Annotated in this window: 22 protein-coding genes; 4 read left to right on the forward strand and 18 right to left on the reverse strand. The window is 71.4% G+C overall.

The window, feature by feature from the left end; translation table 11 throughout:
* A partial coding sequence (locus tag JHN63_RS02845) for a glycoside hydrolase family 5 protein (protein ID WP_374222885.1) occupies positions 1-901 on the reverse strand: 901 nt, incomplete at its 3' end.
* Positions 902-1,199: 298 nt separating this feature from the next.
* On the opposite strand from JHN63_RS02845, the gene JHN63_RS02850 reads away from it, so the two are divergent.
* Positions 1,200-2,000 (forward strand): SDR family NAD(P)-dependent oxidoreductase, encoded by an 801-nt coding sequence (locus JHN63_RS02850; RefSeq protein ID WP_234476053.1) that lies wholly within the window; start codon positions 1,200-1,202, stop codon positions 1,998-2,000.
* Between the two features lie 48 nt (positions 2,001-2,048).
* Positions 2,049-2,798, forward strand: coding sequence for an SDR family NAD(P)-dependent oxidoreductase (locus tag JHN63_RS02855; protein WP_200677051.1), 750 nt, complete (start codon positions 2,049-2,051; stop codon positions 2,796-2,798).
* 6 nt (positions 2,799-2,804) lie between these two features.
* Here JHN63_RS02855 and JHN63_RS02860 read toward each other — a convergent pair whose 3' ends face one another.
* The 17 genes from JHN63_RS02860 to JHN63_RS02940 all read right to left on the reverse strand — a co-directional run bounded on the left by JHN63_RS02860 (position 2,805) and on the right by JHN63_RS02940 (position 18,011).
* Positions 2,805-3,857, reverse strand: coding sequence for an MBL fold metallo-hydrolase (locus tag JHN63_RS02860; RefSeq protein ID WP_200677052.1), 1,053 nt, complete (start codon positions 3,855-3,857; stop codon positions 2,805-2,807).
* Complete coding sequence (locus JHN63_RS02865; RefSeq protein ID WP_200677053.1) at positions 3,854-5,386, reverse strand: class I adenylate-forming enzyme family protein; 1,533 nt, start codon at positions 5,384-5,386, stop codon at positions 3,854-3,856. Before JHN63_RS02865 ends, JHN63_RS02860 begins: the two co-directional genes overlap by 4 nt.
* 49 nt (positions 5,387-5,435) lie before the next feature.
* Positions 5,436-5,786, reverse strand: a complete 351-nt coding sequence (locus tag JHN63_RS02870) for an EthD family reductase (protein ID WP_200677054.1) — start codon at positions 5,784-5,786, stop codon at positions 5,436-5,438.
* Between the two features lie 11 nt (positions 5,787-5,797).
* Positions 5,798-6,178, reverse strand: a complete 381-nt coding sequence (locus JHN63_RS02875; RefSeq protein WP_200677055.1) for a nuclear transport factor 2 family protein — start codon at positions 6,176-6,178, stop codon at positions 5,798-5,800.
* Positions 6,175-6,525: a nuclear transport factor 2 family protein gene (locus JHN63_RS02880; RefSeq protein WP_200677056.1), complete on the reverse strand. Its 351-nt coding sequence runs from the start codon at positions 6,523-6,525 to the stop codon at positions 6,175-6,177. Before JHN63_RS02880 ends, JHN63_RS02875 begins: the two co-directional genes overlap by 4 nt.
* Before the next feature lie 141 nt (positions 6,526-6,666).
* Positions 6,667-7,293 (reverse strand): TetR/AcrR family transcriptional regulator, encoded by a 627-nt coding sequence (locus JHN63_RS02885; RefSeq protein WP_200677057.1) that lies wholly within the window; start codon positions 7,291-7,293, stop codon positions 6,667-6,669.
* 420 nt (positions 7,294-7,713) lie between these two features.
* Positions 7,714-8,553 carry an enoyl-CoA hydratase/isomerase family protein gene (locus JHN63_RS02890; protein ID WP_200677058.1) on the reverse strand — a complete coding sequence of 280 codons (840 nt, stop codon included), beginning with the start codon at positions 8,551-8,553 and terminating at the stop codon, positions 7,714-7,716.
* Positions 8,550-9,326 carry an SDR family NAD(P)-dependent oxidoreductase gene (locus tag JHN63_RS02895; protein WP_200677059.1) on the reverse strand — a complete coding sequence of 259 codons (777 nt, stop codon included), beginning with the start codon at positions 9,324-9,326 and terminating at the stop codon, positions 8,550-8,552. The genes JHN63_RS02890 and JHN63_RS02895 overlap by 4 nt, the downstream gene beginning before the upstream one ends.
* Complete coding sequence (locus tag JHN63_RS02900; RefSeq protein ID WP_307781794.1) at positions 9,323-10,132, reverse strand: SDR family oxidoreductase; 810 nt, start codon at positions 10,130-10,132, stop codon at positions 9,323-9,325. Before JHN63_RS02900 ends, JHN63_RS02895 begins: the two co-directional genes overlap by 4 nt.
* A complete protein-coding gene (locus JHN63_RS02905) occupies positions 10,129-11,343 on the reverse strand; it encodes an acyl-CoA dehydrogenase family protein (protein ID WP_200677060.1) in 1,215 nt (404 codons plus the stop codon). Before JHN63_RS02905 ends, JHN63_RS02900 begins: the two co-directional genes overlap by 4 nt.
* 12 nt (positions 11,344-11,355) lie before the next feature.
* A complete protein-coding gene (locus tag JHN63_RS02910) occupies positions 11,356-12,324 on the reverse strand; it encodes a phosphotransferase family protein (RefSeq protein WP_200677061.1) in 969 nt (322 codons plus the stop codon).
* Positions 12,321-13,532, reverse strand: a complete 1,212-nt coding sequence (locus JHN63_RS02915) for an acyl-CoA dehydrogenase family protein (protein WP_200677062.1) — start codon at positions 13,530-13,532, stop codon at positions 12,321-12,323. Before JHN63_RS02915 ends, JHN63_RS02910 begins: the two co-directional genes overlap by 4 nt.
* 57 nt (positions 13,533-13,589) lie before the next feature.
* The gene (locus JHN63_RS02920) at positions 13,590-14,738 is read right to left on the reverse strand and encodes a thiolase family protein (RefSeq protein ID WP_200677063.1); all 1,149 of its coding nucleotides are present in this window, start codon (positions 14,736-14,738) and stop codon (positions 13,590-13,592) included.
* Entirely contained in the window at positions 14,735-15,088 is a 354-nt protein-coding gene (locus JHN63_RS02925) for an OB-fold domain-containing protein (protein ID WP_307781795.1), read from the reverse strand. The genes JHN63_RS02920 and JHN63_RS02925 overlap by 4 nt, the downstream gene beginning before the upstream one ends.
* 5 nt (positions 15,089-15,093) lie before the next feature.
* A complete protein-coding gene (locus tag JHN63_RS02930) occupies positions 15,094-15,882 on the reverse strand; it encodes an enoyl-CoA hydratase/isomerase family protein (RefSeq protein WP_200677065.1) in 789 nt (262 codons plus the stop codon).
* Positions 15,883-15,973: 91 nt separating this feature from the next.
* Positions 15,974-17,098 carry an acyl-CoA dehydrogenase family protein gene (locus JHN63_RS02935; protein WP_200677066.1) on the reverse strand — a complete coding sequence of 375 codons (1,125 nt, stop codon included), beginning with the start codon at positions 17,096-17,098 and terminating at the stop codon, positions 15,974-15,976.
* 118 nt (positions 17,099-17,216) lie between these two features.
* A complete protein-coding gene (locus JHN63_RS02940) occupies positions 17,217-18,011 on the reverse strand; it encodes an SDR family NAD(P)-dependent oxidoreductase (protein WP_200677067.1) in 795 nt (264 codons plus the stop codon).
* Between the two features lie 61 nt (positions 18,012-18,072).
* Between JHN63_RS02940 and JHN63_RS02945 the strand changes: the two genes are divergently transcribed.
* Both JHN63_RS02945 and JHN63_RS02950 read left to right on the forward strand, forming a co-directional pair.
* The gene (locus JHN63_RS02945) at positions 18,073-19,152 is read left to right on the forward strand and encodes an NAD(P)-dependent alcohol dehydrogenase (RefSeq protein WP_200677068.1); all 1,080 of its coding nucleotides are present in this window, start codon (positions 18,073-18,075) and stop codon (positions 19,150-19,152) included.
* A gap of 119 nt (positions 19,153-19,271) precedes the next feature.
* Positions 19,272-20,630 carry an FAD-dependent oxidoreductase gene (locus tag JHN63_RS02950; RefSeq protein ID WP_200677069.1) on the forward strand — a complete coding sequence of 453 codons (1,359 nt, stop codon included), beginning with the start codon at positions 19,272-19,274 and terminating at the stop codon, positions 20,628-20,630.
* Positions 20,631-20,779: the final 149 nt, after the last annotated feature.

A 20,779-nucleotide genomic window follows, 5' to 3' on the forward strand; every position in this document is an offset into this window, starting at 1 on the left:
GTTTGTGGGCGGCGACCAGGGTGTGCGAGAGCGTGAGGGCGGGGGTGAGCAGGGGGCGGCCGTGGGCGAAGCCGTCGATGGGCAGGCCGGTCCAGTTGATGCCCTCGATGACGATGAGCAGGTTCGGGTCGGCCTCGGTGAGGATGCGGTCGGCGGCGAGCTGGGCGGCGGCGAACCAGTCGTGCGCGTCGCCGCTGCCCCAGTTCGGGTCGTCCCAGACGTCACGGCGTACCTCGTTGTAGAGGTCGGCTCCCACCACCCGGGGGTCGGCGGCGTAGCGGCGGGCCATGAACACCCAGTCGTCGGCCCACTGTTGGGTGGACTGGCTGCTGTTCCACCGCTCGTTGCCGTCGACCCCGCAGCACCAACGGGACGTGTTGGTGTGGTTGTTGAGGATGACGGCGAAGTCGGCCGAGGTCAGCGCGGAGACCACGGCGTCGTACACCTGGAGCGGAGTCCGGCCGCGCAACTGCGGGTTGGCCGCCACGGCGGCGTCCGGTACGGCGGTGGTGTCATGGATCATCGCGTTGGAGAACGGCAGCCGGATGCTGTTGATGCCCAACTTGCGGAAGTCGGACGTCAGTTGAGCCAGGGGGACGCGGTCCAGGCCCAGGGGGATGCCGTAGGAGTTCTGCCCGGCGTGGTGATTGGCGTTGTCGGCCTCGCTGCCGCTGCCCGTCCAGGAGCCCTGGGCGCCGTCCCAGTTGGCGGACTTCAGCCGGAAGCGGTTGCCGTTGGCGTCGACGATGTAGCGCCCGCGTGTGGACAGGGGCGGCTGCCAGGAGCCTTCGGCGGTGGCGGCCGGGGAGGCGTCCGCCGGAGCCGCTGAGGCCGTCCCGGCGGACGGGAACAGGAGGGAGGCACCCAGGACAAGCAGTGTCAGGTACCGGACAAGTCTCATCATGAAGTGCCCTCCGTGCTGATACCGGCAGATGGCGCTCCCGGCATGTGGGGGTAGCGGCGGCCGGTGGGAGACTACCGGCGACCTGTGGAACCGTCGACGGACAAAAGCGCCCAGTCGGCTTCGGTGTCCCGCGGGGTGTCGGTCGGGCGGGGCCGGCCCGCTCGATCGGACGAATGCGGTCGTGCGAGGTGGCCTCGCCGTGAGTCTTGTAGCCCACCTCTCGTGAATCTAGACTCAGGAAAAGTGAAGTCAGTTCAGTTCAGGTGGCGCGACATGTGCTGGGAGCAGACTCGTGATGGGTTCCTTGGACGGCAGGACCGTTCTCGTCACCGGCTCGGGGCAGGGCATCGGCAGGGCGATCGCCGTGCAGATGGCCCGGCAGGGCGCCGCCGCGGTGGCCGTCGCCGACCGGACCGAGGAGACCGCCGCCGAGACCGCCGACCTGGTGCGCGCCGCCGGGGCGCGGGCGGAGGTGATCGTCTGTGATCTGCGGGTGCGGGACGACATCGCCGGCATGGTGACGCGTACGGCGGAGCGTTTCGGCGGACTCGACGTCCTGGTCAACAACGCGGGCGTGATCGAGGCCGCGTTCACCGGCGCACCGGACCGTGGCGTCGACGCCCTCCCCGAGGAGGTCTGGGACGCGGTCTACGAGGTCAACCTCAAGGCGGTGTGGCTGGCGACCAAGTTCGCCGCACCGTATCTGCGCCGCTCACGGCGCGGGCCCTCGGTCGTCAACACCGCCTCCGTCTCCGGGCTCACCGGCTTCCCCAACGCCCCGGCCTACGGCGTCACCAAGGCCGGTGTCATCCATCTGACCAAGGTCACCGCGGTGGACCTGGCCCCGGTGCGCTGCAACTGCTTCTGTCCCGGTGTCATCGACACGCCGCTCGCCCAGGACTACTTCGCTGCCGCGAAGGACCGTGACGCCATGGAACACGAGCTGACCGCACCGCAGTTGGTGGAGCGCCTCGGACGTCCGGAGGAGGTCGCCAAGCTGGCGTGCTTCCTCGCCTCCGACGACGCCGCCTTCATCACGGGATCGTCCTACGTGATCGACGGCGGCGCCCTCGCTTGGCTCGGCGTACGGAACTGAGTTCCCCCGTAAGGGATGTGACGTCACATCAGAGAACGAGGAGGGCCGATGCAGCCGAGACTGGCAGGGAAGACGGCACTGGTGACCGGTGCCACGGGAGGCATCGGTGACGCCGTCGTGCGCAGGCTCGCGGCCGAGGGTGCGGCGGTCGTGGTGACCGACCTCGACGCCGAGCGCTGCGAGAAGCTCGCCGAGGAGGTCGGGGGCGGTGCCCTCGGAATGGCCCTGGACGTCGCGGACGAGTCGGTGTGGCAGGAGGTCGTCGGTGCTGCGACCGCCGCACTGGGCGAACTGAACGTGCTGGTCAACAATGCCGGGATCGCCACGATGCACACGGTGGAGACCGAGACCATGGACTCCTGGGAGCGGGTGCTCGGTGTGACCCAGACCGGTGTCTGGCTCGGCATGAAGCACGGCGGCCCGTCCATCGAACGCTCCGGCGGGGGCTCGATCGTCAACGTCGCGTCGATCTTCGGCACGGTCGGTGGCTTCGGCGCGCAGTTCTCGTACCACGCGGCCAAGGGCGCCGTACGCCTGATGACGAAGAACGCCGCGCTGCACTGGGCGAAGCGCGGCGTGCGGGTGAACTCACTTCATCCCGGTTTCATCGAGACGCCCCGGTCCCGTGAACTGTGGCGCGATACGCCCCGGTTGAGCGCCATGGTGGAGGGGACACCGCTCGGCCGGCTGGGCACGCCCGAGGAGGTGGCGGCCACGGTGGCCTTCCTCGCCTCCGACGACGCGAGCTTCATGACCGGGTCCGAGCTGTACGTCGACGGGGGCTGGACGGCGCGGTGAGCGGCCCTAACCAGGCGTCGCCGTATAGCGGTTGATCTCTTCGGACTGTGTGCGCCGGGCGCGTCCGCGGTCCGCCAGCACGTCCAGGTGCGCCGCCGTCTCGTTGACGGCGAGCATCTGGTCGAAGGCGCCGAGGTCCGCGAAGGGCACCTTGCGCCGGGTCCAGCCGAGGTCTCCCGCCACCTCGTACGCGGTGCGGGTGCGGTCGGCGAGGGCCGTCAGTGCCTCGGCGAGCCGGTCGTCGTGGTGGGCGAGCAACTCACCGACCCGGGCGTGGACGCTGTCGCCCACCGGGCCGTGCGCGGGCAGCAGTCGGGCGTCGCCGAGCGTGGTCATCAGGTGGAGCGAGTCGAGGTAGTCGCCCAACGGCAGGGCGGGACCGCCGAGTTCGAAGCCGATGGACGGGGTGATGTGCGGCAGGACGTGGTCCCCGGAGAACAGCAGCCCCCGCGCCCGGTCGAGGTAGACCACATGCCCCCGCGTGTGGCCCGGAGTCGGGATCACCGTCAACCGGACGTCCCCGAAGCGGAGTTCCTCCGCGTGCAGCCAGCGGTCGGGCGCCTCCCAGACGGTGGGGTCGAAGTCGCCGCCGTACATGGCCGCGACCCGCTCGGCGAGTTCGTGTGCCCCGGCGCGGCGCAGTGTCTCCAGTGAGCCGACCGGCCGGTCCGTGCGCAGCTCGCCCAGCAACTCCAGTCCGCGCCGCTCGCCGGCGCCGAGGTGGACGCGGGAACCCAGCAGTCTGCGCAGTTCGACGGCCTGGGTGTAGTGGTCGCGGTGGATGTGGGTGACCAGGATGTGGTCGATCTCGCCGAGATCGTGGCCGAGTTCGGCCAGGGCGTCCTCAAGTGCCCTGCGGGACTCGGGAATCGACCAGCCTCCGTCGATCAGGACCAGGCCCTCCGTCAGCCCTTCCAGCGCGTAGACGTTGACCGCGCGCAGTCCGTCGTCCGGGAGGGGGAGGGGTATGCGGTGGACCCCGGGCCGTACGGTCTCGGGTCCCGGCTGCGCCCAACGGCCGCGGTCGAAACGGGGAGTTCGGGTCGTGGGCGTGGTCATTCAGCTCCTTGACGATGCGGGTCGGGGTGCGCGGCGAGCCCCGCGTGCAGGTCGTGGGCGAGCCTGCGGGCGCCCGACCGGTCGAGCTTGCCCACGGTGGTCTGGGGCAACTCGCCGACGGTGAAGGCGAATTCGGGCCACTTGGGCTTGGACAGGCCGGTGCGGGCCAGGTGTGCGGTGATCTCGTCGAGGCCGAGTTCGGCGTGGCCGTCCTCCATCACGACGAGTACGGCGGCGCGTTCGCCGAGGAGCGGGTCCGGCACGGGGGTCACACAGGCGCGGGCCACCGCCGGATGGGCGGCCACGGCGCGTTCGATCTCGGTGATGTCGAGGTTGCGCCCGCCGCGGATGATGACGTCCTTCTCCCGGCCCATGACGGTGACCGTGCCGTCCTCGTCGGTGACCAGCAGGTCGCCGGTGGGGAAGAAGCCGTCCGGGGTGAGGGCCGGCGGCTCGACCTTGCCGTCCCGGGCGTAGCCGAGGAAGAGGGACGGGCCGCGGACCTGGGCCCGGCCGGTCGCCCCGGGCCCGAGATGGGTGCCGTCCGGGGCGACGGCCCTGAGGTCGGTGCCGGGAAAGGGCCGTCCGTCGCGACCTAGGCGGATCTCCTCGGGGTCGTCGGGCCGGGGCGAGGTGTGCCCGAGACACTCGGACATGCCGAAGACGCGCAGGATCCGTGTCCCCAGGGAGCGTTCGGCACGGGCGAGGGCCCCACGGTCCATGGGGCCGCCGCCGACGGTGATCGAACGGACCCCGTCCAGGACCTGGGAACCGGCCGCGGCGGACCCCATCTGGAGGGCCATCGTGGGCACGCACATGGTCCACCGGACGTCATGTGCGGCCATCCGCGCGAGCGCCTCCTCGCGGTCCCAGCGGCCGGACAGCACGAGCGGTCCGCCGAGCATGAGCGCGAGGCCGACGCCGAAGCAGTAGGCGGCGGTCGAGGAGAGCGGGACCACGGCGGCCACCGCGTCCCCGGCGCGCAGGCCGTTGACGTCGATCGTGCAGGAGCACGCGTACCGCAGGGCGCTCTCGGACTGGACGACGCCCTTGGGTCGGCCCGTGGAGCCGGAGGTGAGGCCGATCAGCGAGCCGCCGGACCAGCGGGAGACGTCGCGCGGGCCGAGTCCGGCGCGGACCGTCCAACCATCGAGGGCTTCGGCGGTCACCGCGTCCGGCAAGGCCGCGACAGCGCCCCACTCCTCGATCGCGGACGGTTCGGCGATCAGGACGTCGGGGCGGATGTCCGCCACCGCGCCGGCGAACTCGGCGCGCGTCGCGTGCCGGTCGACCAGGGCCAGGACACCGCCGGTCAGGCCCACGGCGAGGGTCGCCGCGACGGTGCGCCAGGAGTTGTCCGCCTGGAGGAGCACCGTGCCGCCGGGCGTGCCGCTCGGGGTCATCGCCTCGGCCAACTCGGTTGCCCGCCGCAGGAGTTCACGTGCGCCGTGCGACCCGTGGTCGTCGACGACAGCTGTGAAGTCGGCCTGTTGGGAGCGGTCGTAGAACTCTCGCACTGTCTGTCGCATCCACTTCCTCGCCTCGTTGCGAAGGGGGGCGCTCCGGGTCGGCCCGGCGTCACGCCCCGGTGTGCTCGGTCCGCTGTGCCGGGTCGGTGTACAACTCCGCCTCGCCGCCCATGACGGCGATGCGGCGGCCGCGCATGTCGCCGACCTGGGCGACGGCCGCCGCCCACTGGGGGCTGGCCAGTGCCGCGCGCAGGTCCTCGGGGGAGTCGAAGCCCAGGACGGAGAGGCCGTCCCAGCCCTCCGAGCGCGGTTCGAGGGCCGCGTCGAGGTCGGTGTGCCGCCAGGACCTGAGTCCGGGCAGCAGCCGGGTGAGTTCGGCGTGTTCGCCGCGCCACCAGTCGATGAACCGTTCATGGGTCCACTCGGGCGGCCGGGCGGCCAGCAGAACGAGGGTGTACATCGTGTGTCTCCTCAGGTGAACAGGACCGCGGGCGAGCGCCCGATCAGCAGGCGCCGCACCCGGCCCCGGTCGTCCAGTCGGGCGGAGGCCACGAAGGTCGCCTCCGGCTCGCCCGACCTGCGCACCTCGCCGAGGTACAGCTCGTCCCGGCCGACGACGGACCCGGTGAGCAGGTGATGCGTGCGGACGCCCACCTCGCGCTGGGCGAGATAGCCCTCCATCTCGGCCCGGCCGCCGTGGAAGTCGGTGCCGGCGTCGCCGCCGGTGGAGAACAGGATGGAGAAGGAGAAGTCGTCACTGATCAGGTCGAGGATCCGGTCGGCGTCGTCGCTGTCCAGGATCCCGAACCAGGTGGTCAGGAACGGGGCGGCGGACGTGGCCGGCGCGCTCACGGCTGGTCCACGAGGTCGAAGTCGGGGGTGAAGAAGGACTGGTAGCGCGCCATCAGCCCGTCCGGCGACACCTGTGCGGCGGACAGGAAGGCCCCGCTCGTCACCCCTTCGTCGACGACGAAGCCGTATGCCGTCTCGACGTCACCGTCGACCGAGTACCGCACGATCTCGTGCCTGCGGTCCACCGCGTTCCGTCCGGCGATGTAACCGGCGAAGTCTGCACGGGACGTACCGGTCCGCCCGCCGCCAGGCAGGGCGATCAGGAACCGGAAGTCGGGTTCCAGGAGTTCGAGGGCCTTTTCCGGGTCCTGGCCGTCCATTCTGGCCATGTATTCGCGAAGCACCATCGCAGATCGCTCTCCCTCGGCACCACGGGTCCGACACCGGTGCGTCCAGCACCAAAGCTGCCGACCCGAGAAACAACCTGAGTTCAGTTCATTTTGACTGTAAGGCGGCATCCCCGCCCTGGACAAGGGGCGGGGCGAGGCCTATTCGGCGACCATCCGCACCACGCACCCCTCGATCATCTCGCTGATCTCCGACAGGGGGATCGCCCCGGTCGGGCGGTACCAGCGCCAGACACTCACGATCATGCCGAGGACCGAAAGGCCCAGCGTGTGGGCGTCACGGAGCGGGAACGCGCCCTTCGACATGCCGCGCATCAGCAGACTCGTCCAGTCCCGCTCGACCATCTGGACCAGTTGGCGGGCCGCGACGCGCTCGGTCTCCTCGCGCTTGGACTTCCGCGGGGTGGCGAGCAGGGACATGTTGGCCTGGAGGATGCGCATCTGGCGGATCTCCTGCTCGGTGACCGCGAAGGCGGACCGCACCGCCGCGCGTACCTCCTCCACCGGGTCCGTCTCGTCCCTCGTGGCCTCGACGAACTGGTCGTGGGAGCGCTGAAGTTCCAGCCGCATGATGGTGAGCAGGCAGTGGGCCTTGGACTCGAAGTAGTGGTAGAGGGCGGTCTGCCCGATGCCGACCCGGTCGGCCACCTCCGACCACTTGGTGTTCTCGTAGCCGTCCTCCCCGAACCGCTCCACAGCCGCCACGAGGATCGCGCCGCGCTTCGACCTGGGCCCTTCCTCCGGATCCACGATCCGTGCCCTCGCCATCGCCACTCCCTTTCCGCCACGCCCGGTGCCGATCACCATCCGGTCCGTCCGAGAGTAGACCCAAGTTCAAGTCGGCTACGAATCGAAGATCGTCCGTCTTGCCGGCGTGCCTTGCGCTCGGGTGGGGCGGTGCCCGACGAGACCAGTTCCCTCCGGTCAGGACGGGGGAGTGGGCCGATGCGGCTGCCGGCGTCGGTGCGGGGGCCGGAGGAGACCGACTCCCTGCGTTCAGCATGCGGCGGGACACGATCGACCCGTCCCGTCCTCCGTCGCTCGGGACACCGCGGCACCCCGTACGCCCCTCCGTATGCCCGGAGGCGCAGCCGCTCCACCCGCTCGCCTCCACGGTGCCGGGACCGGCGGAACAACATCGATGTCCGACTGTGCCGGGCCGTGCCCGGCGGGCTTGCCGTCATCCGGTCACTCCGAGCCGAGGCGGGTGAACCGGGGTGGCGACCGATCGGCACCGGCCTCCTTGATCTCACCTCCGGTGAAGCGGGCCGACCGCCCCGCGACGAACGCGGCCACGCCCTCCCGCCCCTCTTCGGACACCGCGGCAACGGCCAGTTGACGGGCCTCCGCGTCGAGGTGTTCGTCGAGGCCGGCGGTGAGCGCCCGGTCGACCAGCCGCCGTGTCGCGCCGTACGCCGCAGTGGCCCCGCGCGCCAGGGCAGCCGCCGTCCGCGTGGCTTCCTCCGTCAGCCGCTCCGGCTCCACGACCCGGCTCACCAGACCCATGCCCAGCGCCTCGGCCGCCGCCACGCGCCGGTTGGTCAGCAGCAGGTCCATGGCCCGGCGCGGTCCCACCAGCCGGGGGAGTGACCAGCTGACCCCGGCGTCCGGCGTGTACCCGATCGCGGTGTACGCGGCCGTGAAGCCGGCGTCGGTCGTCGCGAGGCTCACATCCGCCGCCGCGACCAGTCCGAGACCGGCGCCCGCGACAGCCCCCTGCACCGCGACCACGAGCGGGGCGTCCAGCCCCGCGAGGATCCGCAGCGCCACGTGCAGCGCGTCGGTGACATCGGTGAGGTGCCTCGGGAGGCGCTCCTCCGGCAGCGCGGCGAACTCCTTCAGATCCCCTCCGACACAGAAGGACCGCCCCCGCCCGGTGAGCAGCACCGCCCGGACCCGCGCCTTCTCGCACTCCTCCGCTGCCTCCCGCAGCGCGCGGGCCATCGCCAGGTCGATCGCGTTGCCCGCCCCGCGGCACATCTCGACCCGGGCCAAGCCGTGGCCGTCGAGCTCGACCGTGACCCTCATCGCGCCGTCCACCCGCCGTCCACGGTGAGCACGTGCCCGGTGCAGTACGAGGACGCGTCGGACGCCAAGTAGAGCAACGCCCCGTCCAGTTCCTTCTGTTCACCGCCGCGCCCCAGCATCGTGCCGCGCTCGACCCAGCGCCGGGCGCGCGCGTCGGCGAACAGTTCGTCCGTCATCTCGGAGCGGAACCAACCGGGCGCGAGCGCGTTGACCCGTACCCCCGACCGCCCCCACTGCCCGGCCAGTTCACGAGTCAGCCCGACAAGCCCCGCCTTGGAGGCGGCGTAGGCCGCGCCGCCGAGCGGAGCGCCCGAGACCAGCCCGAGGACGGACGAGACGTTCACGATCGAGCGGGTCGTACGAGCGTGCTCGCGGGCCGGAGCCTCCGCCAGCAGCCGCGCGAGATGGAAGGGCGCCACCAGATTCACGGCCAGCAGGTCCGTGAAGTCGTCGGCGCTCTCGTCCTCGGCACGGACGGAGCCGGACAGGCCGGCGTTGTTCACCAGGACATCGACCCGGCCGGTCTCGTCGAGGGCCGTCTCCATCAGCCGAACCCGGTCCTCCGCCCGCGAGACGTCGCAGACGACGGGATGGATGCGCGGGTCCTCGTCGGCGAGTTCCTTGAGTCTTTCCAGGCGCCGGGCGGCTGCCAGCACGGTGGCGCCCGCCGACGCGAGCACCAGCGCGAACCGGGCCCCGAGCCCGGACGACGCCCCGGTGACCACGACGGTCCGGCCGTGCAGCGAGAACAGGTCTCCGATCGCGTGGCTCACTCCTCCACCCCGATCGGCAGCACGGTCGCCCCGCCGTCCAGAACCAGCGTCTGCCCCGTCATCCAGGACGAGGCCCCGGACGCCAGGAAGACGGCCGCGTGCGCCACGTCCTCCACCGTCCCGAGTCGGCGCAGCGGCAGCCTCGCGGTCAGGACCGGCTCCCGCGGCTCCCACACCGCCCGGGCCAGTTCGGTCTTGATCAGCCCGGGTGCGATCGCGTTCACGCGCACCAACGGCCCCAATTCATAGGCGAGTTGTCGGGTCATGTGGAGCATGGCCGCCTTGGTGGCGTTGTACCAGCCGATGTGGGGGTCGACGATCAGCCCGCCGACGGAGGCGATGTTGACGACCGACCCGCCGTGCTCGCGCATCCACGCCCGCCAGGCGCACCGGGTCCAGGCGATCACGCCGTACTGGTTGACGCGTACGGTCTTCTCCGCGCGGGGGAGGTCGAGGTCGAGGAGATCGCCCATGTAGGGGTTGGTGGCCGCGTTGTTGACCAGGATGTCGAGGCGGCCGAAGCGGGACACGGTCTCCTCGACGCAGCGCTCGGCGTCCTCGGGCTCCCCGGCGTTGGCGACCACCTCGTGCACCTCGCCGTCGCCCTTGACCCGCAGCAACTCCTCGCGCGCGGCGGCCAGTCCGTCCGGTTTCCGGGCGGCGACGACCACATGGGCGCCCGCCTCCCGGTACGCCTTGGCGATCCCGAGGCCGATGCCCCGGGAGCCGCCGGTGATCACGGCGACCCGGCCGCCGAGAGCCTGCCGCCCGTACAGCGACTGTCCGTCCGTTTCCTGTCCGTTCACGCCGACTCCCCGGAGTACTTGGCCAGTTCACGTCGTGCGACCGTCCGCAGATGCACCTCGTCGGGACCGTCCGCGATGCGCAGGGCCCGGGTGATCGCGTACAGCCGCGCCAGTACGGTGTCGTCGCTGACGCCCGCGGCGCCATGTGCCTGGACGGCCCGGTCGACGACCCGATGGGCCACCTCCAGCGCGGCCACCTTGATCGCGGCGACTTCGGTACGGGCCGCCGCGTTGCCCCGGGTGTCCATCAGCCAGGCCGACTTGAGGACCAGCAGCCGTAGTTGCTCGATCTCGATCCGGCTGCGGGCGATCCACTCGCGGATCACCCCCTGTTCGGCGAGCGCGCCTCCGAAGGCGCTGCGGGTCAGGGTCCGCCGGCACATCAACTCCAGGGCCCGCTCGGCGAATCCCACCGCGCGCATCGCGTAGTGCATGCGCCCGGGCCCCAACCGCCCCTGGGCGAGGGCGAATCCCTCGCCCTCGCCGACGAGCAGTGCCGAGACCGGGACCCGTACGTCCTGGAACAGCACGTCACCGTGGCCGCACCGGTCGGTGTAGCCGAACATCGGCAGATCGCGCAGCACAGTGATCCCAGGGGTGTCGCGCGGGATCAACAGCATGCTCTGCTGCCGGTAGGCGGGCGCGTCCGGGTCGGTGACGCCCATCAGGATGATCAGTCGGCAGTCCGGGTCGAGGATTCCGGACGTGTACCACTTGTGGCCGTTGACGACGTACTCGTCGCCGTCGCGGGTGATGCGCGTACGGATGTTGCGTGCGTCGGAGCTGGCCACCTCGGGCTCCGTCATGGCGAAGCAGGAGCGGATCTCGGCCGTCAGCAACGGGCGCAGCCAGCGGTCCTGTTGCTCGGGGGTGCCGAAGAGGGCGAGCAGTTCCATGTTGCCGGTGTCGGGCGCGGAGCAGTTGAACACCTCGGGGCCGATGATCGAGCGTCCGGCGAGTTCGGCGAGCGGCGCGTAGTCGAGGTTGGTGAGGCCGGCACCCAGTTCGCCGTGTGCGAGGAACAGGTTCCACAGCCCCTCGGCGCGTGCCTTCTCCTTCAACTCGCGCATGACGGGCGGCAGCTCGTGCGGGTCGGCCGCCTCGGCGAGCTGTCGGTCGTAGACGTCCTCGGCGGGCAGGACGTACTCGTCCATGAACGCGGCCATGCGCGAGCGGAGTTCGTCGGCCTTCGGTGAGAGTCCGAAATCCATGGTGGTGCTCCTTCAGGACCGTCGGGCGAGGAGGTCGCGCGCGGTGCGGATCATCGCCGCGATCGTCGGGGGCAGCCGCTCCTGGTCGGGGTCGTGGTGCTTGCCCTCGCGGTGTCTGCGCAGGTTGTGGCCCATGATCGCGGCCATTTTGGTGCGGGCCAGGGCGCGGAACCAGTCGAGGTCGGGAGGTTCGGGCCGGCCGTCGAGGTAGGCGGCGAGCAACTCGTCCTCGCCGGGCAGACCGGGGACGGCACGGCCGAGCCGGGGGAAGTTGCGGTGGTCGGCGAAGAGGAGGAACCAGCCGAGGTCGATGCGCGGATCGCCGTACCCCCAGATCTCCCAGTCGACGACCGCGGCGGGTCGCTCGCCCTGGCACAGGACGTTGCCGAGGCGGAAGTCGCCGTGGGTCAGGGTGGGTTCGATGCCGGTGGGGATCGTGGCGGTGAGAGCGGCGAGCAAGTCCTCGCCGCCTGGGCGGAGTTCCGTCGGAACGGCCCGCATGGTGCGGCTCCATTGCTCCAACTCGCCTGCGGGGGAACGGGGGTCGTCACCCCTCGAATCGGTCCGATGCAGTGCGCGCAGGACGGGGGCCAGAGCCAGCATCCGTGTCCGGCACAGTCCCGGGTCGAGCCGGTGTTCGTCGAGGACCGGCTCGATCGCCTCACCGTCGACGAACTCCATGGCGAACCAGGCCGGTTCACCTTCGTCGACGGCGACCACGCCGGGCACGGGCACCGGCGATCCGGCCAGCGCGCGCAGCACCCGGGCCTGGCGCAGCACGTCGTTGCGGCCGACGGGCCGTTGCCCGGGCGGCACCGCTTTCACGACGTAGGGGACCGGACCGGCCGCGATGCGGTAGGTGAGCCCCGAGTGGCCGCCGGGCAGCGTGTGCAACTCCCCGACGGGGACACCGGGGTGGTGTTCCGCCAGCCGTGCGCGGACCCGTGCCGTGAGTGCGGTCACCTCGGTTGTGGTGGTCAACGTCCCGCCCCTTTCGGTTCCTTGGGCAGCCCCAGCACTCGTTCGGCCAGGATGTTGCGCTGGATCTCGTCGCTGCCTCCGGCGATGCGGTAACCCGGTGCGCCGAGCAGGTGCTCGGTCCAGGCGAACGTGCCCCACGCTCCCGTGTCGGCGGCGAGGCGCGGCCCGAGGAGTTGCTGGACCAGGTCGGTGGTGGCGCGCATGGTCGCGGTGGCGTGGAGCTTGCCGACCGAGGCCTCGGCGCCGGGCTCACGGCCGGCGGCCAGGGCTGCCGTGACGCGCAGGGCGATCAGCCGCTGGACCAGGGCGCGGGCGAACAGGTCGGCCACCTGCTGCCGTTCGCCGTCGGTGAGCGGGCGGGGCAGGTGCCGGGCGAGGTCGAGGGCGCGCCCGGCGTTGTCGAGTCCGAGTCCGCCGGAGTCGAGGCGCTCGGCGGCGAGCACGGTGAGGGTCACCCGCCAGCCCTCGCCGACGGGCCCGAGCCGGTCGGTGTCGGGCACCCGGACCTCGTCCAGATAGACCTCGTTGAAGCTGGAGCCGCCGGTCATCTGCCGGATGGGCCGTACCGTCACGCCCGGTGCGTCCATGCGGACGAGGAAGACCGTGATGCCCGCGTGCTTGGGCGCGTCAGGATCGGTGCGGCAGACGGCGACACCCCAGGTGGCGACCCGGGCGCCGGAGGTCCAGATCTTGTGGCCGGTCAGCGTCCAGCCGTCGCCGTTCGGCACGGCCCGGGTGCGGACGGCGGCGAGGTCGGAGCCCGCCTCGGTCTCGGAGAACAGCTGGCAGGCGAGTTCGTCGGTGCGCAGCATGGGGCGCAGCCAGCGCCGCTTCTGTTCGTCGGTGCCCCAGATCCGGATCGCGGGTGCCACGAGTTGTTGGGTGACCGGGAAGATCTCGGTGCGCCGCGGCACGTCGAAGACGGCTTCCTCCGCGCGGTACAACTGCTCGTAGTACGCGGGCAGTTCGCGTCCGCCGTACTCCGGGGCCCAGCCGATCGCACCCCAGCCCTGGTCGTACCGGAGGCGTTCCCAGTCCCGTGTCCGGGCGGTGTGGTCACGCTCCTCGGCCTCGGTCCAGTTCTCGAAGACGGCCACCGAGTCGTCGCCGCTGCCCCATTCGCGGTGAGCGTCGCGCGCTGTCGCCACGCTCTTCAGCCAACACCGGGCTTCGGCACGGAACTCGTCGGGGTCGGGTATGCCGTCCATGGCGGTCCTTACTCCTCTCAGCGGGTCAGCGGGTCAGCGGGTCAGCGGGTCAGCGGGTCAGCGGGTCAGCACGGTGCAGGCGCTGACGCCGGGCGCCCCGTAGACGTGCGTGAAGCCGGTCGCCGGATCGCCGGGCACCTGGCGATCGCCCGCGCGGCCCCTCAACTGCTGGACGATCTCGTGGACTTGACGCAGTCCCGAGGCGCCGATGGGCTCCCCGTTGGCGATGCAGCCGCCGTCGGTGTTGACCGGCAGTGAGCCGCCGATGCCCGTCGCCCCGAACGGGATGAGCGACTCCTGGTCGCCGTGCGCGCAGAACCCGCACTCGGCCATGTGCATCACCTCGGCGCCGCTCTCGGTGTCCTGCAATTGACACACGTCGATGTCACCGGGACCCAACCCGGCTTCCTCGAAGGCGAGTCGGGCGGCATCGGCGGTCACACTCGTGGGCGTCCCGACCGGCGCCCACGGGCTGAACACCTCGAATGAGCCGAACCGCCGGGTCCGTACGACGGCCGCCTGCAACGCCACTTGCGTGCCGCCGAGTTGGCGGGCCACGGCCCGGCTGCACAGCACCAGGGCGACCGCACCCTGGCCCGGTGAGCAGAACATGTACCGGGTGAGCGGGTCGTTGACCATGCCGGACGCGAGGATCTCGGCCGCCTCGAGCGGCTTGCGGCGCCAGGCATACGGGTTGAGGACCCCGTTGGCGTACGCCTTCTCGGCAACCAGGGCGAGGGTGCGCGGGCTGATGCCGTAGTCGTGCATGTAGCGCTGGATCTTCATGGCGAAGAACTGTGTGGTGACCATCAGCCCGTCGCGACCGTAGGCCTCGTCGAGGCCCCAGTCGGCGGGCCGCGGATCGAAGGCGCCGCGCGGATGCTTGTCGAAACCGACGGCGAGGGCCACGTCCGCCGCCCCGGACCGGATCGCGTTGACGGCCGACACGAGCGCGCTGCCGCCGGTGGCGCAGCCGTTGCGCACATTGGTGAACGGGACGCCGGTCAGGCCGAGTTCGGCGACCAGGGTGTCCGCGTTCCCGGCCGCGTCACTGCCGCCGTAGGCCGCGCGCACCCGGGCCCACGGCAGCCCGGCATCGGCGAGGGCGGCCCGCACGGCCCGCACGGCGAGCTGCCGGCCGCTCTCCTCCGTACGGGCGAAGGAGGTGATCCCGGCCCCGCAGACGAGGACTTCCTCGGCGGTCATACGACGGCTCCGGTGGCCCTCGGCACCCCGGCGCCCGCCGCGATCGTCATCGGCATGCCGATCTCCGCGTCCTCGGGCCGGATGTCGAGGGCCGCCAACACCCTTACATCTTCCGGCAGTTCGACATAGCCGACGGCGAACGGCGTGAACCCGGCGACGGGCGGGAGGTACGGCGGCGACTTGGGTGCGTACCGCTGCACGGTCCAGGTCCACAGCGTGCCCGTACCGGAGAGCACGACCTGCTCGGTCGGTCCGCCGCAGCGCGGGCAAGCCGGGCCGGCGGGACAGGTCGTGACCGCGCAGTCGGCGCACCGGGAGCCGCGCAGCCGGCCCCCGGACTCCGACGACACGGCGCTCAGCGCCCCTTCCACTGCGGCTCCCGCTTCTCCAGGAAGGCCGCCACGCCCTCCGCCGCGTCCTCGGAGTTGAGCATCACGCCGACCGCGAGGTGCTCCATGACCATCAGTGACTGGATGTCGGCGTCGAGGCTGCGGTCGATGGTCATCTTGGTGATCCACATGGTGAACGGGCTCTTGTCGACGAGCTGGTCGGCGAACTCCTCGACCGTGGCGTCCAACTTGTCGGCGGGTGCCGAGGAGTTGATGAGGCCGAAGTCGGCGGCCTCGACCCCGGTGAGCAGCTTGCCGGTGAGCATCAGCTCCTTGGTCTTGCGGACGCCGATCATGCGCGGCACCCGGTAGATGGGACCGGCACCGCCGAACAGGGCGCGGCGGATGTGGAAGTCGCCGATGAGGGCGTCGTCCGCGGCGATCGCGAAGTCGCAGGAGATCATCAACTCGAAGCCGCCCGCGGTCACATGGCCTTCGAGGACGGCGATGGACGGGGTCTTCATCGAGTACAGCCGGTCGCAGACCTTCGCCGACAGTACGGCGACGTCGATCGCGTTGGACCTGCCCACGAACTCGGCCTTGAGGCTGTCCAGGTCGAACCCGGAGCAGAAGGTGTTCCCGCGTCCGCGAAGCACCAGCACGCGCAGCTCGGGGTCCGCGTCGATCTCGGTGATGATCTCGTCCAGCCGGTTCAGGATCGGCACGGTCACGCAGTTCTTCTTGTGCGGACGGTTCAGCCAGATCCGTGCCACCTGTCCGTCGCGCTCGAACTGGATCTCGTCTTCGACTGCCATGAGCTCCTCCAAACTGAACTGAATTGAGTTCGATTCTGTGGGCGGATGAATGCCCTGTCAATGGATCGGGAAGCGATCGGCCGGTAAGCGATCAGCCGGCGAGGCCGAGCAGTCCGGCCAGGCGCAGGCGATGGTCGTCACCGGTGCCGAACAGCGCCTCGTCGGCCCTCGCCCGGCGCAGATACAGATGGGCAGGGTGCTCCCAGGTGAAGCCGATCCCGCCGTGGAGTTGCACGTATTCCGTGGTGGCGAGCCGGTAGGCGCCGGTGCACACGACCGCCGCGGCACCGGCGGCGAGCGGGAGCTCCGGCGATGACGCGGCGAGACAGGCGCTCGCGTAGGCCGAGGCCGACCGCGCCCCCTCGATCTCGACCAGCAGGTCGGCCAGGCGGTGCTTGACGGCCTGGAACGAACCGATGGCCCGCCCGAACTGAACCCGCTCGGACACATGGCCCAGTACGGCGTCCAGCGCGTGCCCGCTCCCACCGACATGCTCGGCCGCCAGCCCCACCCGCCCGGCGTCGAGCACGGCCTCGACGACTCCCGCCGCCTGCCCGGCCTCACCGACCGGCTCGGCCCGTGCTCCGCGGAAGCGGACGAGTGCCTGCCGCCGCGTGGGATCAAGCACCCGCCGAGCCGTACGCTCGCAGGTCGTCCCGTCCGGCTCGCAGGCGAACAACCGCTCCCCGTCAGGCGTACGGGCCATGACCAGCAGCAGATCGGCGCCTTCTCCGCCGGGTACGAAGTCGGCCTCGCCGCGCAGGACCCAGCAGTCGGGGCCGCGCTCGGCGGTGATCGCGGCGGTGTGCAGGAATCCGGCGATCGTCGCCGTGACCGCACCGGAGGCGATACCCGGCAACCACCGCGCACAGGCCCGCCGATCACCGCTCACCAGCAGCGCGTGTCCGGCGAGCACAACGGTGGTGAGCAGGGGAGCGGGGCACAGAACCCGCCCCAACTCCTCCAGAGCGACGGCGAGTTCGGCGTACGTGTACCCCGCGCCGCCATACTCCTCGGGCAACGCCAGCCCGTGCACCCCGATCTCCCCGGCAAGCCGCTCCCAGAGCGCCGGGTCGTACCCCCGCGGGCTTTCGCCCTGTGCGCGAACATCCCCGGGCCCGCAGGATTCGCTGAGCAAGTCCCGTAGAACCGAACGTAGTTGCCGTTGCTCGTCAGTCTCCAGCAACGCTGCGGGACCACCATCGAGCCGAAACATCCAAACCTCCCTCAACGAGGCCCACCTGAGGGGCGCGGGACTGTGACATCGGGCGGCTCTGCCAGGTGGGCGCGACCAGCCGCGAACAACTCGCCCCGGACCACTACGGGTTGAGCCCTCACACCGTGAACCGCCCACCGTTCGCAAGCACCACCGCCCCCACCAAGTTCGCCGCCTCCTCGCTCGCCAGAAACAGAGCGACATCAGCGATCTCCTCCGGCGTCGCATACGCGCGCACCCCGGGCTCGGTGAACCCCCGGCGAAGCGCCGCGGGCGTCCGCGCTGCCATCCCCGTCTCCGTCGGCCCCGGCGCCACCGTGTTGACGCGAACGCCGAACGCGATCGCCTCCTTGGCGACCGACTGGCTCACCGCGTGTGCGCCGGCTTTCGAGGCCGCGTAGTGCGGATAGCCGGCCTGGGTGTCGAAGGCCGAGGACGAACCGACCGTCACAACGGCCCCGGACCGGTGCGGCGCCATGACGCTCAGCGCCGCACGCAGAACGTGAAACGTGCCGTCCAGGTTGACGCGCATGACGCGCCGCCACGCGTCGTCGCCGAGCCGCCCCGTGACCTCCGGCGACCGCTTCGCGACCAGTGCCTCCGCGAGCCACTCCTTGGCCACGGGGTCGTCGACTCCGGCCGCGTGCACCACGATGTCGAGCCGCCCGTGCCGCTGCACGACCTCGTCGAAGGCCCTGTCGACCTGCGCCGGTTCGGCCACGTCGAGCGTCAGCGGGTGTGCTCGCGGCAGGTCCTTCGCGACGGCCTCCGCCGCCGGGCCGTCGACATCCGTGACGAGGACGTCGGCCCCCTGTGCGGCCAGTCGCCGGGCGACCGCCGCGCCGATGCCGGATCCGGCGCCCGTGACGAGCGCGATCCGCCCGTCGAAGCGCCCCGCACGCTCACCACTCATGCACGGTCACCATCTCATGTCCATCTCCTGAACTGACTTCATTTTTGTTACTCTCGCATGTATGTCAACAGGCAGGAAGAGCGCGCGAGCGGTCCGGCTGACCCGTTGGGGCGGCCCACCGGTCCTCGCCGAGGTGACGCAGCCGACCCCCACGGACGAGGAGGTCCTGATCCAGGTGGAGGCGGCCGGCCTCTGCCGTTCGGACCTCCATGTCATCGACGCCCGACCGGGCGACCTCCCCTACCGGCTCCCGTTCACGCTGGGACACGAGGTCGCGGGCCGCGTGCTGCGACGCGGCCCACTGGCGACGGGACCGGCGGTCGGTGAACGCGTGATCGTCTACGGCCCCTGGGGCTGCGGGAGTTGCGCGCGGTGCGCGGCCGGGGCGGAGAACTACTGCGACCGGCGCGCCACTTTGGACGCCGGCCGGGTCGGCACCGGTGCCGGACTCGGGCGGGACGGCGGAATGGCGGACTTCCTGCTCGTGCCGTCCGGGCGGCTGCTCGTCCCGGTGGGCGACCTGGACGCCGTCCAGGCGGCGCCCCTGTCGGATGCCGGACTCACCGCCCACCACGCCGTGGCCATGGTCCGGCACGCCCTGGGGGACGGTGTGGGCGCTCATGCGGTGGTCCTCGGGGTCGGCGGCCTGGGGCACCTGGCCATCCAGATCCTGCGCGCCACGACGGCCGCGCGGATCCTGGTCGTGGACGTGCGCGAGGAGGCGCTCACCCTCGCCGACGAGTGCGGCGCGCACTTCGCCACGCTGCTGCGGCCCGACACCGCACGGGTGCTGCGGGACCGGACGGGCGGTGTCGGGGCGACGGCGGTGCTCGACTTCGTCGGCAGCGGGTCCAGTCTGGGGCTTGCGGTGGCGGTGCTGCGGGCGGGCGGAGAGCTCGCGGTCGTCGGCAGCGGGGGCGGGGAGGTGGCCGTACGCAAACCCGGCGCACTCCCTCCCGGAACGCGTGTCTCGCTGCCGTTCTGGGGGACGCTGCCCGAACTGGAGGCGGTCGCCGCCCTCGCACGGGAGGGCGCGCTGAAGGTCGGCGTCGAGCGGTTCGCGCTGTCGTGCGCTGCGGAGGCGATCGAGAGGCTTCGCTCCGGCGAGGTGCGGGGACGCGCGGTCCTCGTGCCGGACTGACGGCTCGCATGGCCGAGAAACGTACCGCCGCGTCCTCTGTCGTCCACCCTCTCGACTCCAGAAGTGAGTTCAATTAGCGTCACATTCCAGTCGGCGACACGGAGGCGGTGTGACCCGTTATGGATGCGGAGACAGTGGATCTGCTGGTGATCGGCGGCGGCATGGCAGGTCTCTCGGCCGCCGCCCGGGTGGCCGCCGAGGGCGGCTCGGTGGTGCTGGTGGAGAAGGCGGAACGCACCGGCGGCTCGGCCCGCTTCGCCGGTTTCGTGTGGACGACCCCGAGCGTCGAGGAGATGCGCCGGGTCAATCCGGACGGCGACCCGGAACTGGCCGTCGCCCTGCTGGACGGGTTCCCCGAGGGCGTGGCCTGGATCCGGTCGCTCGGCGTGGACTGCCGCCCGCAGGTGCCCGTGCTCGGCTTCGGCCGGGGCCATCAGCTCGACACGAACCACTACCTCGACACGTGCGAGCGGCTGATCCGCGACCGGGGCCAGCAAGTCCTGACCGGCGCCTGGACCAAGTCCCTCGTGACGGAGAACGGAGTGGTCGGGGGAGCGGACATCCTGCTGGCGGACGGTTCTCCGCTCCGTATCGAGGCCGCCTGGACGCTCATCGCGACCGGCGGATTCCAGGGCGATCCGGGCCTGCGCGCCGAACACATCCACCCCCGGGCCGCCGACATCGGGCTGCGGGCCAACCCGCAAAGCAGGGGCGACGGCCTGGCGCTCGGGCGGAGCGTGGGCGCGGCGTTCGGCAAGAAGGACGCGGGGTTCTACGGCCACCTGATGCCGGCCGGCGTCTCGCTGGCCGACCCGGCGCGCTTCGTGGACCTGGCGCTCTACTACAGCGAGCACGCCCTGCTGTTCGACACGGGCGGCGAGCGCTTCGTCGACGAGACGGTCGGGGATCATCTCACCGCCATGGCACTGCTCGAACGACCGGAAGCGCGCGGCCTGTTGGTGGCCGACGCGCGCGTGCACCGGGAGTGGATCAGCGCCTCGTACGTCGAGGGCATCCCAGGAGTGGACAAGTTCCAGCTCTGCCACCGCGCCGGTGCTCGCAGCGCGGTGGCGGAAAGCCTGGAGGACTTCGCGTCGATGCCCGAGGAGTGGGGCTATCCCGGCACCGTGATCCGTGACCGTATCGAGGAGTTCAACGCCGTCGTGCGCGCGAGCGGCTGCCCGGCGCCCGGCCGCCTCCTCGACCGACAGCCGCTCGACGAGCCGCCGTTCTACGTCGTCGAAGCGGCCCCGGCGATCACGTTCACCTTCGGCGGTCTGCTGATCGACGTCGGCGCGCACGCGCTGTCGGCGGCCTCCGACGGACGGGTGCCGATCCCGGGCCTGCTGGCGGCCGGCGCAGACGCGGGCGGCCTGTACTGGCGTGCCTACGCGGGCGGTCTCGCCCCCGCGCTGGTCTTCGGCCTGGCGGCGGCACGCACCGCGCTCGCCGGGACACCGTCGGCCACCGGGCACTGAGCCCGCCCGGTCCGTCCGGCCCGTCCGGCACAAATCCCGTGCACGAGGCTTGCCCCTCCGGCGCGACAGTGCCTAGCTTACTGAAGTGAGTTCACTTTAACTCAATGCCCCGTGAGGTGATCATGCTTCTCGCACATGTGGCGCGAACG

It is taken from the genome of Streptomyces sp. MBT65 (genome assembly GCF_016612545.1).
In the GTDB taxonomy this organism is placed as follows: domain Bacteria; phylum Actinomycetota; class Actinomycetes; order Streptomycetales; family Streptomycetaceae; genus Streptomyces.

Excerpts from the sequence above, each read along its gene's own strand:
- JHN63_RS02850 (WP_234476053.1), top strand. The coding sequence starts at position 1,200 with ATGGGTTCCTTGGACGGCAGGACCGTTCTCGTCACCGGCTCGGGGCAG.
- JHN63_RS02855 (WP_200677051.1), top strand. The coding sequence starts at position 2,049 with ATGCAGCCGAGACTGGCAGGGAAGACGGCACTGGTGACCGGTGCCACG.
- JHN63_RS02860 (WP_200677052.1), bottom strand. The coding sequence starts at position 3,857 with ATGACCACGCCCACGACCCGAACTCCCCGTTTCGACCGCGGCCGTTGG.
- JHN63_RS02865 (WP_200677053.1), bottom strand. The coding sequence starts at position 5,386 with ATGCGACAGACAGTGCGAGAGTTCTACGACCGCTCCCAACAGGCCGAC.
- JHN63_RS02870 (WP_200677054.1), bottom strand. The coding sequence starts at position 5,786 with ATGTACACCCTCGTTCTGCTGGCCGCCCGGCCGCCCGAGTGGACCCAT.
- JHN63_RS02880 (WP_200677056.1), bottom strand. The coding sequence starts at position 6,525 with ATGGTGCTTCGCGAATACATGGCCAGAATGGACGGCCAGGACCCGGAA.
- JHN63_RS02885 (WP_200677057.1), bottom strand. The coding sequence starts at position 7,293 with ATGGCGAGGGCACGGATCGTGGATCCGGAGGAAGGGCCCAGGTCGAAG.
- JHN63_RS02890 (WP_200677058.1), bottom strand. The coding sequence starts at position 8,553 with ATGAGGGTCACGGTCGAGCTCGACGGCCACGGCTTGGCCCGGGTCGAG.
- JHN63_RS02905 (WP_200677060.1), bottom strand. The coding sequence starts at position 11,343 with ATGGATTTCGGACTCTCACCGAAGGCCGACGAACTCCGCTCGCGCATG.
- JHN63_RS02915 (WP_200677062.1), bottom strand. The coding sequence starts at position 13,532 with ATGGACGGCATACCCGACCCCGACGAGTTCCGTGCCGAAGCCCGGTGT.
- JHN63_RS02920 (WP_200677063.1), bottom strand. The coding sequence starts at position 14,738 with ATGACCGCCGAGGAAGTCCTCGTCTGCGGGGCCGGGATCACCTCCTTC.
- JHN63_RS02930 (WP_200677065.1), bottom strand. The coding sequence starts at position 15,882 with ATGGCAGTCGAAGACGAGATCCAGTTCGAGCGCGACGGACAGGTGGCA.
- JHN63_RS02935 (WP_200677066.1), bottom strand. The coding sequence starts at position 17,098 with ATGTTTCGGCTCGATGGTGGTCCCGCAGCGTTGCTGGAGACTGACGAG.
- JHN63_RS02940 (WP_200677067.1), bottom strand. The coding sequence starts at position 18,011 with ATGAGTGGTGAGCGTGCGGGGCGCTTCGACGGGCGGATCGCGCTCGTC.
- JHN63_RS02945 (WP_200677068.1), top strand. The coding sequence starts at position 18,073 with ATGTCAACAGGCAGGAAGAGCGCGCGAGCGGTCCGGCTGACCCGTTGG.
- JHN63_RS02950 (WP_200677069.1), top strand. The coding sequence starts at position 19,272 with ATGGATGCGGAGACAGTGGATCTGCTGGTGATCGGCGGCGGCATGGCA.